Origin of the sequence: Perspicuibacillus lycopersici, assembly GCF_025660475.1 — a bacterium.
Classification (GTDB): Bacteria; Bacillota; Bacilli; order Bacillales; family Caldibacillaceae; genus Perspicuibacillus; species Perspicuibacillus lycopersici.
Genome location: NZ_JAOUSF010000006.1, coordinates 1 through 14,436, shown reverse-complemented (window position 1 = coordinate 14,436; position 14,436 = coordinate 1). Strand labels below are relative to the sequence as shown.

Annotated in this window: 10 protein-coding genes, 8 tRNA genes and 2 rRNA genes; 1 reads left to right on the top strand and 19 read right to left on the bottom strand. The window is 37.0% G+C overall.

Annotated elements, in window-relative coordinates; translation table 11 throughout:
- Positions 1-9 precede the first annotated feature (9 nt).
- Together pdxR and OEV98_RS15770 are read right to left on the bottom strand one after the other, a co-directional pair.
- Complete coding sequence (pdxR, locus tag OEV98_RS15775; protein ID WP_263074489.1) at positions 10-1,446, bottom strand: MocR-like pyridoxine biosynthesis transcription factor PdxR; 1,437 nt, start codon at positions 1,444-1,446, stop codon at positions 10-12.
- 880 nt (positions 1,447-2,326) lie between these two features.
- Entirely contained in the window at positions 2,327-2,950 is a 624-nt protein-coding gene (locus OEV98_RS15770; RefSeq protein WP_263074318.1) for a CGNR zinc finger domain-containing protein, read from the bottom strand.
- 443 nt (positions 2,951-3,393) lie between these two features.
- On the opposite strand from OEV98_RS15770, the gene OEV98_RS15765 reads away from it, so the two are divergent.
- Positions 3,394-3,861, top strand: a complete 468-nt coding sequence (locus OEV98_RS15765) for a hypothetical protein (RefSeq protein WP_263074317.1) — start codon at positions 3,394-3,396, stop codon at positions 3,859-3,861.
- 537 nt (positions 3,862-4,398) lie between these two features.
- On the opposite strand, the gene glmS is transcribed toward OEV98_RS15765, so the two are convergent.
- From glmS to OEV98_RS15680, 17 genes are all read right to left on the bottom strand, one after another.
- Positions 4,399-6,201 carry a glutamine--fructose-6-phosphate transaminase (isomerizing) gene (gene glmS / locus OEV98_RS15760; RefSeq protein ID WP_263074316.1) on the bottom strand — a complete coding sequence of 601 codons (1,803 nt, stop codon included), beginning with the start codon at positions 6,199-6,201 and terminating at the stop codon, positions 4,399-4,401.
- A 511-nt stretch (positions 6,202-6,712) separates the two neighbouring features.
- A complete protein-coding gene (glmM, locus tag OEV98_RS15755; protein ID WP_263074315.1) occupies positions 6,713-8,062 on the bottom strand; it encodes a phosphoglucosamine mutase in 1,350 nt (449 codons plus the stop codon).
- A 75-nt stretch (positions 8,063-8,137) separates the two neighbouring features.
- Positions 8,138-9,379, bottom strand: coding sequence for a CdaR family protein (locus tag OEV98_RS15750; RefSeq protein ID WP_263074314.1), 1,242 nt, complete (start codon positions 9,377-9,379; stop codon positions 8,138-8,140).
- The gene (gene cdaA, locus OEV98_RS15745; protein ID WP_263074313.1) at positions 9,379-10,203 is read right to left on the bottom strand and encodes a diadenylate cyclase CdaA; all 825 of its coding nucleotides are present in this window, start codon (positions 10,201-10,203) and stop codon (positions 9,379-9,381) included. The genes OEV98_RS15750 and cdaA overlap by 1 nt, the downstream gene beginning before the upstream one ends.
- A 252-nt stretch (positions 10,204-10,455) precedes the next feature.
- Positions 10,456-11,091 carry an anti-sigma factor gene (locus OEV98_RS15740; protein WP_317633822.1) on the bottom strand — a complete coding sequence of 212 codons (636 nt, stop codon included), beginning with the start codon at positions 11,089-11,091 and terminating at the stop codon, positions 10,456-10,458.
- A 20-nt stretch (positions 11,092-11,111) separates the two neighbouring features.
- Positions 11,112-11,675: an RNA polymerase sigma factor SigW gene (gene sigW, locus OEV98_RS15735; RefSeq protein WP_263074312.1), complete on the bottom strand. Its 564-nt coding sequence runs from the start codon at positions 11,673-11,675 to the stop codon at positions 11,112-11,114.
- Positions 11,676-11,941: 266 nt separating this feature from the next.
- Entirely contained in the window at positions 11,942-12,841 is a 900-nt protein-coding gene (gene rocF, locus OEV98_RS15730; protein WP_263074311.1) for an arginase, read from the bottom strand.
- A gap of 159 nt (positions 12,842-13,000) precedes the next feature.
- A tRNA-Lys gene (locus OEV98_RS15725) sits at positions 13,001-13,073 on the bottom strand.
- A 240-nt stretch (positions 13,074-13,313) separates the two neighbouring features.
- Positions 13,314-13,385, bottom strand: a tRNA-Gln gene (locus OEV98_RS15720).
- A 9-nt stretch (positions 13,386-13,394) separates the two neighbouring features.
- Positions 13,395-13,478 (bottom strand) — tRNA-Tyr (locus OEV98_RS15715).
- Between the two features lie 16 nt (positions 13,479-13,494).
- Positions 13,495-13,567 (bottom strand) — tRNA-Thr (locus OEV98_RS15710).
- Between the two features lie 43 nt (positions 13,568-13,610).
- Positions 13,611-13,683: transfer RNA gene (locus OEV98_RS15705), tRNA-Val, on the bottom strand.
- Positions 13,684-13,688: 5 nt separating this feature from the next.
- Positions 13,689-13,763, bottom strand: a tRNA-Glu gene (locus tag OEV98_RS15700).
- Positions 13,764-13,779: 16 nt separating this feature from the next.
- A tRNA-Thr gene (locus tag OEV98_RS15695) sits at positions 13,780-13,852 on the bottom strand.
- 1 nt (position 13,853) lies between these two features.
- Positions 13,854-13,928: transfer RNA gene (locus OEV98_RS15690), tRNA-Asn, on the bottom strand.
- Between the two features lie 31 nt (positions 13,929-13,959).
- Positions 13,960-14,075, bottom strand: a 5S ribosomal RNA gene (gene rrf / locus OEV98_RS15685).
- Between the two features lie 266 nt (positions 14,076-14,341).
- Positions 14,342-14,436: ribosomal RNA gene (locus OEV98_RS15680) — 23S ribosomal RNA — on the bottom strand; the annotation flags it as partial.

The window sequence follows — 14,436 nt, the reverse complement described above, 5'->3', positions numbered from 1 at the left end:
ACCCGTTTTTCATCTATAGGATGTTCTTAATGCTGTTGCAAACCTCTTAATTCCTTCCTCAACTTGTTGAATTTCACAACGACCAAATGTCAAACGGACAAATCCATTCTTTGTCCCTAAAATATTTCCTGGCACAAAAACTACTCCCTGTTGTATAGAGTGTTCAAGGAGATGAGATACTTTTACGGGAACATCTAATTTACACCATAAATGGATACCTCCCTCTGGAAGATGAAAACTAACCTCTTTTCCCAGTAAATATAGCAGAGCATCCTTCATCAAATCTCTTCGTTTCTTCAATTCTTTCCGCAGGATTAAAATATGCTGGTTAAAGTGCTTAGAGTCCAGAAATTCATTCGCTACCCATTGCGGGAATATACTGTGGCCAAAATCCACCTGCTGCTTTGCATCTGCTAATCTTTCAATAACTTTTTGAGGACCAATTACCCAACCAATACGTAATCCAGAAGCAACAATTTTTGAAAGTGAGCTAATATAGATAACGGTTCCATTTTCATCCATCGATTTTAAGTTAGGACCTACTTCTCCATTAAAAGAAGTTAAACTGTATGGATCATCTTCAATAATAGGAATTCCGTATTCAGCCGATATATCTAATATCCGCCTTCGGCGACTTAAAGGCATCTTCGTTCCAGTAGGATTTTGAAAATCCGGATTTAAAAAAAACATGCGAATCCGATGTTTTTTGTACAGGGAGATAATATCATCTGGATCAACACCATTTTCATCAACCGACAGGTGGAATGTTCGTAATCCCGCTGAATGAAAAATAGGAAGCGAATATGCATAAGATGGGTCCTCTATTGCTACAGCATCACCAGGTTTAAGCAAACATTGGATGATGAGATGGATGGCTTGCTGTGCTCCTGATGTAATAAGAATTGAATCTGGATTGGTTTGGATAAGTTTATACTCTTTTACATGGTTTATAACCGTTTCTCTTAATTGCTTATTTCCTAGCGGATGATCATATCCAAGATAGCCCGAAAAATACTTATTAGATATTATTGAACCAATGATTTTATCAGGCAATAAATCCGGTGCCAATTCTCCACTTGCAAAATTAATCAAATGATTATCCTGTGTTTCAGTTCTTATTTTTTGGACTAATGGTAAATTCGGCAAAAATGAACCATCTTCAACATAACGTCCCCAATTGGGGATACGTTTACTGGAAATACCCCATATATCAGTGCTAATATATGTGCCACTCCCTTTCCTCCGTTGCACAATTCCTAGGGACTGCAGCTCATCATAAGCTGCTACTATCGTACTTCTATTGACATTTAATTTTTCCGCTAATTTTCTTTCTGATGGCAGTGACTTTTCAGGGGGGAACTCACCTGATGATATTCCTTGTTCTACATATTCAGCAATTTGTTTATATAAAGGTTTTTTAGAATGACGATCAAAGCGAAATTCAATCAAGCAAATGACCTCCTCTGCCATGCTACCATTTATACTTTTAATAAAATTATAATTGGCAAATATAGCATTATTTGATTTTATATTAGTGACTTTTCATGAATTGAAGTCATTCTGCTAAAATTATTTTTTTGATAGATTCATTAATTGGAAGACATAACTACTAGGACAAGATGTTTTCAATATTAATCTTAGGACTAATTAAAATCTTATTCTCAACTCCTCTTATAAAAGAAACCATATGATTGCAACTAATAAAATGAAAACTGGCAAAAGAAGTATATATAATAAGGATAAACCCGTAATACTTTTCCTGTTATTGTACTTATTGCCATCTTCCTGAGATTTGTTTCCTTCGGTCATGGCAATTAGGATGGTCGCGACCAATCCGATTATACAAATCAGAACAACCATTACAATTAAATATTTCATATAATCACCCGTTAATTATGTCATAGTATAAAAATACCCTATATTATAGTACTGAACAACCAAAACGATAGGACCATCCAATTTGCTAGTTTTTTACTGGTCCAATTAACACCGTCGTGTAGATTTGGACTAATGTTTGATCAAATTAATACCTAATAACCTTGATAAACGAATAAAAAGAAAAGAGCGTGTTTTGAAAAAAAGATTGATCAAAACGCGCTCTTAATATATTCAATTGAATCATTATTTTATAAAAAAAGTTTGATCATTTCTGTGATCTTTCCTCCATTAAAACACCCGTTTGTTGAATATCAATAACGTCCCCCAGTTTTATTAATTGATGACATAAAAGGCTGATATTAGCTGCGTAAGGGTTAGGTGAAGCCACTGTTTGAAAAGATGTTGGCATTGTGCCATTTTAAGTAAAATAACTCCTTTTTAGGAGCTATTATTTTTTATTATGATAAAACCGCTTTGCTTTTGCACGATTTCCGCAGTCTGCCATCGAACACCAACGTCTGCTACCATTGCGGCTTGTATCCAAAAATAGCCAACCACACGGATGCCCTTTACACTTTTTCACCCTACTTAGTTCTTTTTCAGAAATAAGGATGTCTATAGCAGATTGAACAATCGGTGGAAGCATTCCATCTAATGTTTCTTCACAGTTCAAAAATTCCAGTGAAAATTTATTTTCACCAGGCACTATTTGCATCCTCCTGTAAGCATTACCTAAGGCTTCATTCAAAATAGAAAGATCTATAGAGGCTGGTGTTTTATTGTTTGACACTTGACTAAAGATTCGGAAAATCGATTCCCGCAGCTTAATTGCTTGTTGAAGAACCTCTTGTGCCTTAACAGGTTGATTTTCTGCTTTTTTTAGTAATGAAAGCGATTGTTGTTTATTAAGAATATTTGCATGCAAACTCCAGTTTACCAGCTTCTCGTAACTCGTTAGCAATTCCTGTGATTTATCACTGCTATCGTGCCAACTTACTGTATTGGCAAAATCTAAACACAAACGTCCGCCGAGCATATCATGCTTGTGTTCATTTTTATTTATATCAGACATATGACACTTCTCCTTGTCTTACCGTAAGTATTATGACAATCTTTGAATTTTCCTTATAACCATTATAAAAGGTATTGACAGTTAGAATCAACCACTTCATAATATAACCATCAAAGTAATTATAGATGGTTATATACATTTCCTAAGAAAGTCGTTTTGCAAAAGTATCTTTGAAATCGGTTCAAATTCAATTTTGTTGAATTTCATCGCCAGCATCCGAAACGACCCATCATGAGATATGAAATCTCTTAAATTCATAAGGAAGTTTTTTTAGAAATTTAAAAACAAGTACAGTCCCAACATGGTGGAAGGAGCAGATTGGAGAGTGGAAGAAACGCGAAAAGGGGGGATTCGAATCGACTTTTATTTGACCTGAATCCGGTTGGTATTTCAGTTGGCAATTGTGCGCATGCATAATAAAAATTTATTGGAGGGGCTTAAACATGAGTGAAACATTTAGAAACTCGGTTAAAATGATGGTACAGGAAACATTCGAAGGACCCCCAGTTCCTGTAAAAGGAAGTTGGTTCACAAATTCTGAACCGAATTCTGGAATTTTCGGTGTAATAGAGGGAATATCTTGCGACCAAGCATCAATGTCAGTTCATGGAACAACATTGGCCGCACATATTGATCACATCCGCTATCACATGTGGGGAACCAATGAAATCTTAAAAAAGGGGAAACAACCGGAAATGGATTGGGGAAAAAGTTGGGATATTCATTCAGTAGATGAACAGCAATGGAACCTAATTCAGGAAGGATTACGAAATGAATACTTAACACTTTTGGAATCGTTTGACGTTATTGAATGGAATGAACTACTGTCCAATGAAGTGTTATCCTCTTTGGCTCATTCAGCCTATCATCTTGGAGCCATTCGACAAATGGTAAAAGTAGTCAAGGCGTAGCTTTGACATAAAGTTTGATCATTAACCAAGTATCGTTACAAGTAGGCGTAAAGGTGCTTAGGGAGGCTAGCAATGATCTTTCATATTATATTTTTTACAATTGAAGTTAGAAAAAGGGAAGTGGGTTTGGAAGCGCTATCCATTAAGAGCAAGTTGAGAAGCTTTATGAGGAAATCAAGGATCGGCAAATAGCTTTGTATCATTTTATGTAACTTCAAAATTTTCAGGGTTTCAAGAATGAGTCCAAATCATATCCCCCGATATTCAGTCATTCGCCTGTTTGTTTATATTCCTTTCAAACGTGTAGATCTACCTAACGAAGGTACATCTTGAATCTTTAGCATGGTTTATTTTCTGAACCATACGTGAGCCACGACCTTCTTTAATCTATTTCTCAATTTTAGATGTTCTTTTTCTTTTTGACATAAAAACACCCCTTTAGACAATCATATCTAAAGGGGAAAAGCTTCGCAACTTTCTAATAAACATCGCGACTTTATTGCAAATCTACAAAAAAATTACTACTTTTCCTCATTATCACTCCACTGTCACCGATTTAGCTAAGTTCCGAGGTTTGTCAACGTCACAGCCACGGTGTAGGGCAGCGTAATAGGAAATGTATTGCATTGGTAAAACAGAGATAAGTGGTGTTAATATTTCATGTACTTCTGGTAAAACAAAGCGATCTCCGTTCATTTCCAATCCTTTCATCGAGATGATGCAGGTATTGGCACCGCGAGCTGCTACTTCTTTAACATTGCCGCGTAGATTTAAGTTTACATTTTCTTGCGTAGCAAGGGCAAATACAGGTGTTCCATCCTCAATAAGAGCAATAGGTCCATGTTTTAATTCCCCGCCAGCAAAGCCTTCTGCTTGAATATAAGAAATTTCCTTTAATTTTAATGCTGCTTCTAAACATACCGCATAGTCTAACGAACGACCAATGAAGAAGCTATTGCGGGAGACTGTTAAATAATCTCTTGCAATTTGTTCAAATTCATCTTTTCCATCGCATAGTTCTTCCATTGCGTTTGCAACAATCGCAAGCTCATGTGCGATATCGATTTCTGCATCTACATTCCGACCCTTTGCAGTTACTTCTGCCAAGATTGCAAGGACCGCTAACTGTGCAGTATATGCCTTTGTAGAAGCTACCGCTATTTCTGGACCAGCATGTAGTAACAATGTATAATCTGCTTCACGCGATAAAGTAGAACCTGGAACGTTTGTTAATGTTAATGCTTTATATCCTAATTTTTTCACTTGAACAAGTACTGCACGGCTATCCGCAGTTTCCCCACTTTGGGAAATGAAAATAAACAATGGTTTTTCTGATAACAATGGCATGTTATAGCCAAATTCACTTGCCAAATGGACTTCCGTAGGGATTTTTGCCATTGTCTCAATGAACTGTTTACCGATTAAGCCCGCATGATAACTAGTTCCTGCAGCAACAATGTACAGACGATCTGCCTCGTTTAATGCTTCGACAATGGAAGGATCAATTACAAGCTGCCCGTTTTCCTCTTGATACTGTTGAATGACCTTACGAATCACTAATGGTTGCTCTTCAATTTCTTTTAACATGTAGTGTTGGTAAGTGCCTTTTTCTATATCACTAGCATCTAGTTCCGCAGTGAATGGAGTTCTTTCCATCACTTCTCCGGCCAAGTTAGAAATGACCACTTCATTTCTTGTTACAATGACCATCTCTTGATCCATTAATTCAAGAAATTGCTTTGTTACTTGCAGCATTGCCATTGCATCCGATGCAACCACATTAAAAGTATCACCTAAACCCACAAGAAGTGGGCTTTTATTTTTGGCCACATAAATAACATCTGCATTTTCGCTATCTAGAAGAGCTAATGCATAGGATCCTTCTAACAATTTTAATGTCTTACGAAAAGCTTCCTGCACACTCGCTTCTTCTGCAGCAAATTTCTCCACTAATTGAACAATCACTTCTGTATCTGTATCACTAACAAATGATACATCTGCTAAATATGCTTCCTTTAATTGCTCATAGTTTTCAATAACACCGTTATGCACAAGTGTGAAACGTTCCGATGTACTTTGGTGTGGATGGGCATTTACTTTGCTTGGTTTTCCATGTGTTGCCCAGCGGGTATGACCAATTCCGACTTCTGCATGTACACTTTCATCCACTATATCACGTAAATCCGCAATACGTCCTTTTTCTTTAAAAACATGAACACCATTCTCATTAATAACGGCAATTCCTGCTGAATCATAGCCTCTATATTCAAGTTTTTCTAAGCCTTTTAGTAAAATTTCTTTCGTATCATTCGTTCCAATATATCCAACAATTCCGCACATATAAGTTTTGTCCTCCTTATGATAAGAGGGCAAGAAACCGAATTCGATACATAATCGGGGGATATCTCGCCCCCTTATCTCTGTTTTTCTATTTTTTGCTCCACGTTCAACACGCATTTTCTTTCCTTTGTGCAAAGAGTCGCCTCCTTGTTTTTAGAAAGAAATTTCGGCTATGCGCATAGCCGGAAGGCATCCGCCGAAAACATTCGATAAACCTTCTCCTCGTCAACTAATGATATGTTTTAATGAATTACCAAAATCCGTACGTATAGTAATTCCCCAACAAATACAACATCTCATTAGTTCTGGCGCTTTCAATAATTTTTTGTCCTATCCTCCTTTTCTATTTTGAGTGAAGTAGAAGCATTTTAATCATAAACTAAAATCTTTCCATCCGTCAATCAATATCTGTTAGAAAGTTAATGACAAATGCTTCTAGGAAAAATTCTTCCATCCATAAAATAATATGCATAAAGGAGGTAAAAGGTTCCCTTATGCATATCCATAATTATTATTCAGTTATTCCCATTTCATCTTCAACTACTTTGGCGATTCGATCCACATAGGATTCACATTCTTCGATTGTTGGTGCCTCTGCCATTACTCGTACGAGTGGCTCCGTTCCAGAAGGTCTCACAAGAATACGACCATTTCCGGCCATTTCCTGTTCCACTTGTTCTATAATTGCTTTTACCTTTTCATTTTCCGTTACATGATATTTATCCGACACACGAATGTTCACTAGCTTTTGTGGATATTTCTTCATTTCCTTCGCTAACTCAGAAAGAGGTTTTTTCGTTGCCTTCATAATATTTACTAATTGAAGACCTGTTAACATTCCATCTCCTGTTGTATTGTAATCTAAGAAAATAATATGTCCAGATTGTTCTCCACCAAGATTATATCCATTTTTCTTCATTTCTTCGACTACATAACGATCACCTACAGCTGTAGGAATACTTTGAATACCTTGTGCTTCGACCGCTTTATAAAAGCCTAAATTACTCATAACAGTTGAAACAATGGTTTGATTTTTCAAGCGACCCTCTTGCTTTAAATATTTCCCACATATATACATGATTTGGTCACCATCAACAATTTCTCCATTTTCATCAATTGCAATGATACGATCTCCGTCACCGTCAAATGCAAGTCCGATGTCTGCTCCTTTTTCCAAAACAAACTTCGATAGGCTTTCTGGATGGGTAGAACCTACGCCATCATTAATGTTTAAGCCATCTGGGGATGCACCCATTGTAGATAAATCAGCTTCTAAATCAGCATATAAGTAATTTGCTAATGAAGAGGTTGAACCATTCGCACAATCTAACGCAATATGTATTCCAGAGAAATCATTCTCCACTGTTTGTTTTAAATACTGAATATATTTTTGTCCACCTTCAAAGTAATCATTAACCATTCCTAAATTTGCACCAACAGGACGTGGCAGGTGATCTTCTTCCATATCTAAATATTTTTCAATTTCCGCTTCTTGCTCATCCGATAGCTTAAAGCCATCGGAGCCAAAAAATTTAATTCCGTTATCTTCTACTGGATTATGGGATGCAGAAATCATTACACCAGCCTCCGCACTCAAAGCCTTCGTTAAGTATGCAACTCCAGGAGTCGTAATAACTCCTAAGCGCATAACTTCTGCACCAACGGAAAGCAACCCCGCTACAAGCGCTCCTTCTAGCATATGTCCAGAAATTCGAGTATCCCTGCCAATTAATACCTTCGGTCTTTCTTTATCCTTTGTTAATACATAGCCACCAAATCGACCTAATTTAAATGCAAGCTCAGGGGTTAGTTCACTATTCGCAACACCTCTGACACCATCAGTTCCAAAATACTTACCCATGAAAAATTCTCTCCTTTATCAATATCTGCATATACAAAATGCTCATGTAATTTTCATCTATTAACCAAAGTTCCTTTAGCCTTCTTCATCGGCCGTAATCGAAACTGTTACCGTGCTTGTTTCAAGATCCCATTTCACATCATCTAGTCCCTCGACATCAATCGTTACTTCATGCTCGCCAGCGGTTAAATCACTAACATTAACCGAAAGCTTAATATCTTCTTTCCGTATAGCTTCAATTACGGAAGGTGGCCCAGTAATGCTTACATCAACCTGTCCATTATCAGGGTCTAAAAAATCTAATTGGTATTGGTCATTAAGTCCAATAATATCAATGGGTACACCTTGTATATCGATTGTGTCTTCTTTTTCGATGGTAACGGATATATTGACGGAATCTGGTGTTACAGCATGTACACCTTCTGCTAATTCAATCGGCATTGTCAATTCTGTATCCTTATCAATATCACTAATATCGACAGGTATTTCAATATTTTTGATTTCATCTAGCACACTTTGCTTTCCGAAAATAACAACCTCTCGAATCGCAGGCTCAATACTATCAATGATTACTCCATCTTTAGGAGTACCCACCTGCTTAATCGTTACCGGGACCGTCTTTTTTGGACTAATAACCGGTATCGTAACATCTACCGAATCAGGCTCTACGACAACATCTAATTTATTTAAATTAGTATCTAATACCGAAATAGCTGCCTTCTGAGAGAATGTTTCATTTACCTGTTCTGCAGACTCGATAATTGCTTTTACATAACTAATTTGATCGATAACATCCTTCCCTCCGGTTATTTTCACCGTACTTGGCTCAATAACTGGCTCCTCAGAAGAATAGCCTTCCTCTAACAACGCTTTATTAAATTCTGCTTCGACAGAAAACTCTTTCGTAACCTTTTCTTGTACATTTACAACCGTCGTTGCTGGTTCTATTCGAACCGCCAATTTGTCGGAGATATCTTTTATTTTAATATCAACTCTTTGTGCGCCAATTTTTGCATCTGTTAAATCGATGTATACAATAAAGTCACGCAAATTTTTTGCGGATTGCACAAGACTGTTATTCCCATCGACAATTACATCCACTGTTTGCGGCGCTCCAGTGACTACGAAATTGTCCTCATCATAATACAGCACAACCGGAACATCCTCTATCGTTTCGGAATGATTGCTGCTCGATGCATTCGTTGTAGTTCCTTTTTCATCAATAAATGCAGTAGCATAAAGTAATAATGCTAAAACGAGTGCAAGCCCCCTTACAAACCATTTACTTTCCATCAAATTATCAAAAAATTTATCCATTATTTTTTCACCCACTTACTCCAAATGGTCGTTTGTGGTTCCATATCGTTTACTAACTGATTGGTTAGCATTTCACGTAGAACATCTAAAGATAAATTTCGGTGTAATTCCCCATTTTTTGTAATAGTAATCCCACCTGTTTCTTCTGAAATAACTACCGTTAAACTATCTGTTACTTCACTAATCCCAAGAGCAGCCCGGTGCCTCGTTCCCAATTCTTTAGAAATGAAAGGACTCTCAGATAATGGTAAATAACATGCTGCTGCCTTAATTTCATCATTTTGGATAATAACTGCTCCATCGTGCAGTGGCGTATTTGGAATAAACGTATTAATTAACAGCTCAGAGGATACTTTAGCATCCATTGGAATTCCTGTTTCAATGTAATCATTCATTCCCGTTTCTTGTGCAATCGAAATTAGTGCACCAATTCGTCGTTTTGCCATGTATTCACTTGCCTTCACAATCGCATTTACTAATTGCTCTTGTTTTTCCGCTTGTTTTTGTCTAGCTCTTGTAAAAATCTTTCCACGGCCTAATTGCTCTAATGCTCTTCGTAATTCTGGTTGGAAAATAATAATTATCGCTAGGAACCCCCACTCGATAACCTGTTCCATTAGCCAAGCAAGCGTCCGTAATCCAAATAACTCACTTATTGCCCGTAGTATTAAAATAATAAATATCCCATTTATTAACTGAACAGCCTTTGTTCCTCGGACAATTAAAAAGATTTTATAAATAAAGTACCAAACCACTAATATATCAACAATGTTGGAAATATAATCTAGAATCGTAAAATCTGCTAAAAAATTCGCGAATGGCATAAACCTTCCTCCATTTATTTATGCAAAAATACCGAAGTATGTGTATTTTATGTTGCTCTTCGAATAACCCACTATCTATGGATAGTATTAGTATATGTAACAATTGAAATCATATTTTTTTATATTATATCATACTGATAGAAAATCAACGTTATTTTAAGGAAGAAATGCATCCTAACGCTATATCCATAATACTATATGTTTTCGTTTTAATGAAAAAAGATGCAAAATAACGCTAAAAGCAATCAAGCGTTATTTTGCATCTTTGTCACTATTGAATAATTGTAGCACTTCACTACTTATATCTTTAATTTTGTGCCATAGCCAATCAAAAACTTTATTTATTTCTTCAATTTCTCCAGTTACAGTACCAGCAGAAGCTAAATAATTATTACCATTAATGATGGTAACATTACCATCCACCTTACCCTCTATTCGAATGTCACCATTTTTTACAACGATATCTCCTTCAACAGTCTTCCCTTCTGGAACGACAGCCGTTGTATTATTTTCAATTATAATATTCTTATTTTTGGTGACCGAAAAATTATCATCCTGATTCCACGAAGCAAATACACTTGCTGTCATAAAAATAATAAAGACAGCTGCGGCAGTTAAAATTGGATGTCTTCCAAACCAACGTTTAATACCAACCTTTTTCTTTTCACGTGGTAAATGCATCATAACCTTTTCAGTGAAATTTTCGGGTGTTTGGATATGTGATGTACTTTGCACCAATGCAACGGTTTTAACCAATTCATTAAAATGCTGTTTGCAGTCAGCACAAATTTGTAAATGTTCTTTTAGCTCCTGTTTATGCTCTTCCGGTATTTCTTCATCAAGATATTCATGCATAAACTCGATAATATAATCAGGACAACTACTCAAGAATGTTCACACCCTTTCCATTAAATATGACGGAGTTGCTTTCGTAAAGCTTCTCTCCCCCTATGGATTCTTGTTTTTACTGTACCTAAGGGCATATCCAATATTTCACTAATTTCATTTAAAGAAAGCTCTTCAATATATTTCAAAACGATAACGGATCGATATTTTTCTGGTAAATTCAATATTTCCCTCTGAATTAGTGCTTGAAGCTCCATGCTTGTAACTTCATCTTCTGGGAGCATACCTTCAGCTGCTATTTGTGAATACATATTCATACCCTCTGTACCAGCAATCTCTGCATCCAAATAATAGTCAGGCTTCTTCTTTCGAATCCGGTCGATACATAGGTTTGTCGCAATCCGATATAACCAAGTAGAAAATTTCCTATCAATATTATAACGGTCAATATTAACATAGGCACGGATAAATGCCTCCTGCGCAATATCTTCTGCTTCATGAGAATTCCCTAACATTCGATAACAAAGTTGATATACTTTACTTTTGTAAAGCTCAACAATTTCGCCAAATGCATTGTGATCTCCTTTACGCACCTCTTTTATTCTTTTCTTTACTATATCTTCCATCACTGAACCCTCGCTCTATGCGGCTACCTTATTTACGAATCTTTAAATAAAAAGGTTTCATTTTCCTTCATAAAATTATTATACTATATTACATAATTATTTATTGGAAAAACTTACAAACTTTCCAATCTACGTAACATTCTTTTAACAGTTAAGAATAAGTGTATTTATCTTTAAAATATTGTTGCTATTTTAAAATAAACATTACAAAAAGAAAGCCCTTTATGGAGGAATATCCATGAAGGGTTAAAACTAGATTTTTTTATTTATAATAATTTCTCCCCAAAAAGTGAACCCATCAATTCAACAGCTAAATTTCCCGTTTTATTTTTCTCATCTAATATCGGATTTACTTCCACAAATTCTGCCGATGTGATGAGCTTTGATTCAGATAACAATTCCATTGCTAAATGACTTTCTCGATAACTGATACCACCATTAACTGGAGTCCCTACTCCAGGAGCATATATTGGATCTAGTGCATCAAGATCTACCGATAAATGAATTCCATCGGTACGATCCTTTAAATATTTGATTGTTTCCTCTATTACATATGTCATTCCTAACCGGTCTATCTCATGCATAGTAAATACTTTTATTCCTTTTTCTTTAATTAACTCTTTTTCTCCTTCGTCCAATGATCGCGCGCCGATAATTACGATATTCTCAAATTTAACTTTTGGCGAATATTCCCCAATTTTTATTAAATGCTCTTCACCTAAACCTAAACTTACAGCAAGAGGCATACCGTGAATATTACCCGATGGAGAAGTTTCAGGTGTATTTAAATCACCGTGTGCATCATACCAAATAACCCCTAAATTTTTGTAGTACTTTGAAATACCGGCTAATGTTCCTATCGATATACTATGATCTCCACCAAATACTAATGGAAAAGACCGACTCTCCATAATTTCTGTTACTTTTTTAGCAAGTAATTCACTAGCAGCTGTTACCGACTGTAAATTTCGCAAACCAGATTTTTCATCAATTGTCGTTCTAGGTCGATCAATAGCAATATCTCCTAAATCTTCTATTTCAAACTCCAAATGCTCTAACCTCTCTACAACTCCAGCATAACGAATAGCACTCGGTCCCATATCAACACCACGACGCAACTGCCCCAAATCCATCGGTGCCCCTATTATTTTTATCGTCCGCTTCATATTTCTCCCCCCCTAATTATCTATATTGTATACAGGGAAAGGAGTTTGACTCAACTTGACAAAATTATGCATAAATATTAAATAATCATTTAATTTAAAAGGGTAAAGAAAAAAGTCATAGTTTTTCACTATGACCCCATACTTTCATTTGTTTTAGGATGAGCCATGGAGGATTCGAACCTCCGACCCTCTGATTAAAAGTCAGATGCTCTACCAACTGAGCTAATGGCTCAAAACAATATTTTATTTTGAAAATAATTTTGTACATATAACATAGTCCATCTACGACGTCCCAATCTCAGGAAGATTATTCAAATTTTGGCTTAATTGGTACGCTGATGCTTTCCTACGCAGCATATTCGTCCGTGCTCTATCAACTGAGCTAATGGCCGGAAATACTATTTAAAGAATTAAAGTTAGTATGTGTTTAAACATACTAACTTTATGTAAAAAAATTATTTTTCATAAAGGACTGGGCTAGCTGGATTCGAACCAACGAATGACGGAGTCAAAGTCCGTTGCCTTACCACTTGGCTATAGCCCAATAAACACATGGTGGAGGGGGACGGATTCGAACCGCCGAACCCTAAGGAGCGGATTTACAGTCCGCCGCGTTTAGCCACTTCGCTACCCCTCCATATAATAGATGTCAATGCCGACTGCAGGAATTGAACCCGCAACCTACTGATTACGATTCAGTTGCTCTACCAATTGAGCTAAGTCGGCGTTCACGTGTTATCCTGCGAGGATATTAATATATTACAAACGATGGAGGTTGACGGGATCGAACCGCCGACCCCTTGCTTGTAAGGCAAGTGCTCTCCCAGCTGAGCTAAACCTCCATAAATGGTGACCCCTACGGGATTCGAACCCGTGTTACCGCCGTGAAAGGGCGGTGTCTTAACCGCTTGACCAAGGGGCCATTTAGACAATATAAAAGCTTCCAATCGGGCTCGAACCGATGACCTCTTCCTTACCATGGAAGTGCTCTACCTGCTGAGCTATGGAAGCATGGCTCCGCAGGTAGGACTCGAACCTACGACCGATCGGTTAACAGCCGATAGCTCTACCACTGAGCTACTGCGGAATAATAAAACCATACTATTAAAAGTATTATAGCCTGGCAACGTCCTACTCTCACAGGGGGAAACCCCCAACTACCATCGGCGCTGAGAAGCTTAACTTCCGTGTTCGGGATGGGAACGGGTGTGACCTTCTCGCCATAATCGCCAGACCAATTATTAAAGACAAGTATTATTATACACAGATTTCACGGTATTTCAAGAAGAATTTTATTATTCCTTCAAAACTAGATAATGTAGGGTAAAAAAACTAAAGTAATCAGTGCTGTCTAGCTTCGGCTCCTAGCGACTAGCGTACTTCACACTTCTCCACTCCGATAAGTCAACATCGATTCGCATACTGCTCATCGTGTTTCCTTTATCTCATTGCGAAGTGCTCCAGTCCGTACGTCGCTGAGCAGTCGCCTCAGCATTTCATTTGGTTAAGTCCTCGAACGATTAGTATCCGTCAGCTCCATATGTCACCATACTTCCACCTCGGACCTATCAACCTTGTCATCTTCAAGGGTTCTT

Excerpts from the sequence above, each read along its gene's own strand:
- OEV98_RS15770 (WP_263074318.1), bottom strand. The coding sequence starts at position 2,950 with ATGTCTGATATAAATAAAAATGAACACAAGCATGATATGCTCGGCGGA.
- OEV98_RS15765 (WP_263074317.1), top strand. The coding sequence starts at position 3,394 with ATGAGTGAAACATTTAGAAACTCGGTTAAAATGATGGTACAGGAAACA.
- glmS (WP_263074316.1), bottom strand. The coding sequence starts at position 6,201 with ATGTGCGGAATTGTTGGATATATTGGAACGAATGATACGAAAGAAATT.
- glmM (WP_263074315.1), bottom strand. The coding sequence starts at position 8,062 with ATGGGTAAGTATTTTGGAACTGATGGTGTCAGAGGTGTTGCGAATAGT.
- OEV98_RS15750 (WP_263074314.1), bottom strand. The coding sequence starts at position 9,379 with ATGGATAAATTTTTTGATAATTTGATGGAAAGTAAATGGTTTGTAAGG.
- cdaA (WP_263074313.1), bottom strand. The coding sequence starts at position 10,203 with ATGCCATTCGCGAATTTTTTAGCAGATTTTACGATTCTAGATTATATT.
- sigW (WP_263074312.1), bottom strand. The coding sequence starts at position 11,675 with ATGGAAGATATAGTAAAGAAAAGAATAAAAGAGGTGCGTAAAGGAGAT.
- rocF (WP_263074311.1), bottom strand. The coding sequence starts at position 12,841 with ATGAAGCGGACGATAAAAATAATAGGGGCACCGATGGATTTGGGGCAG.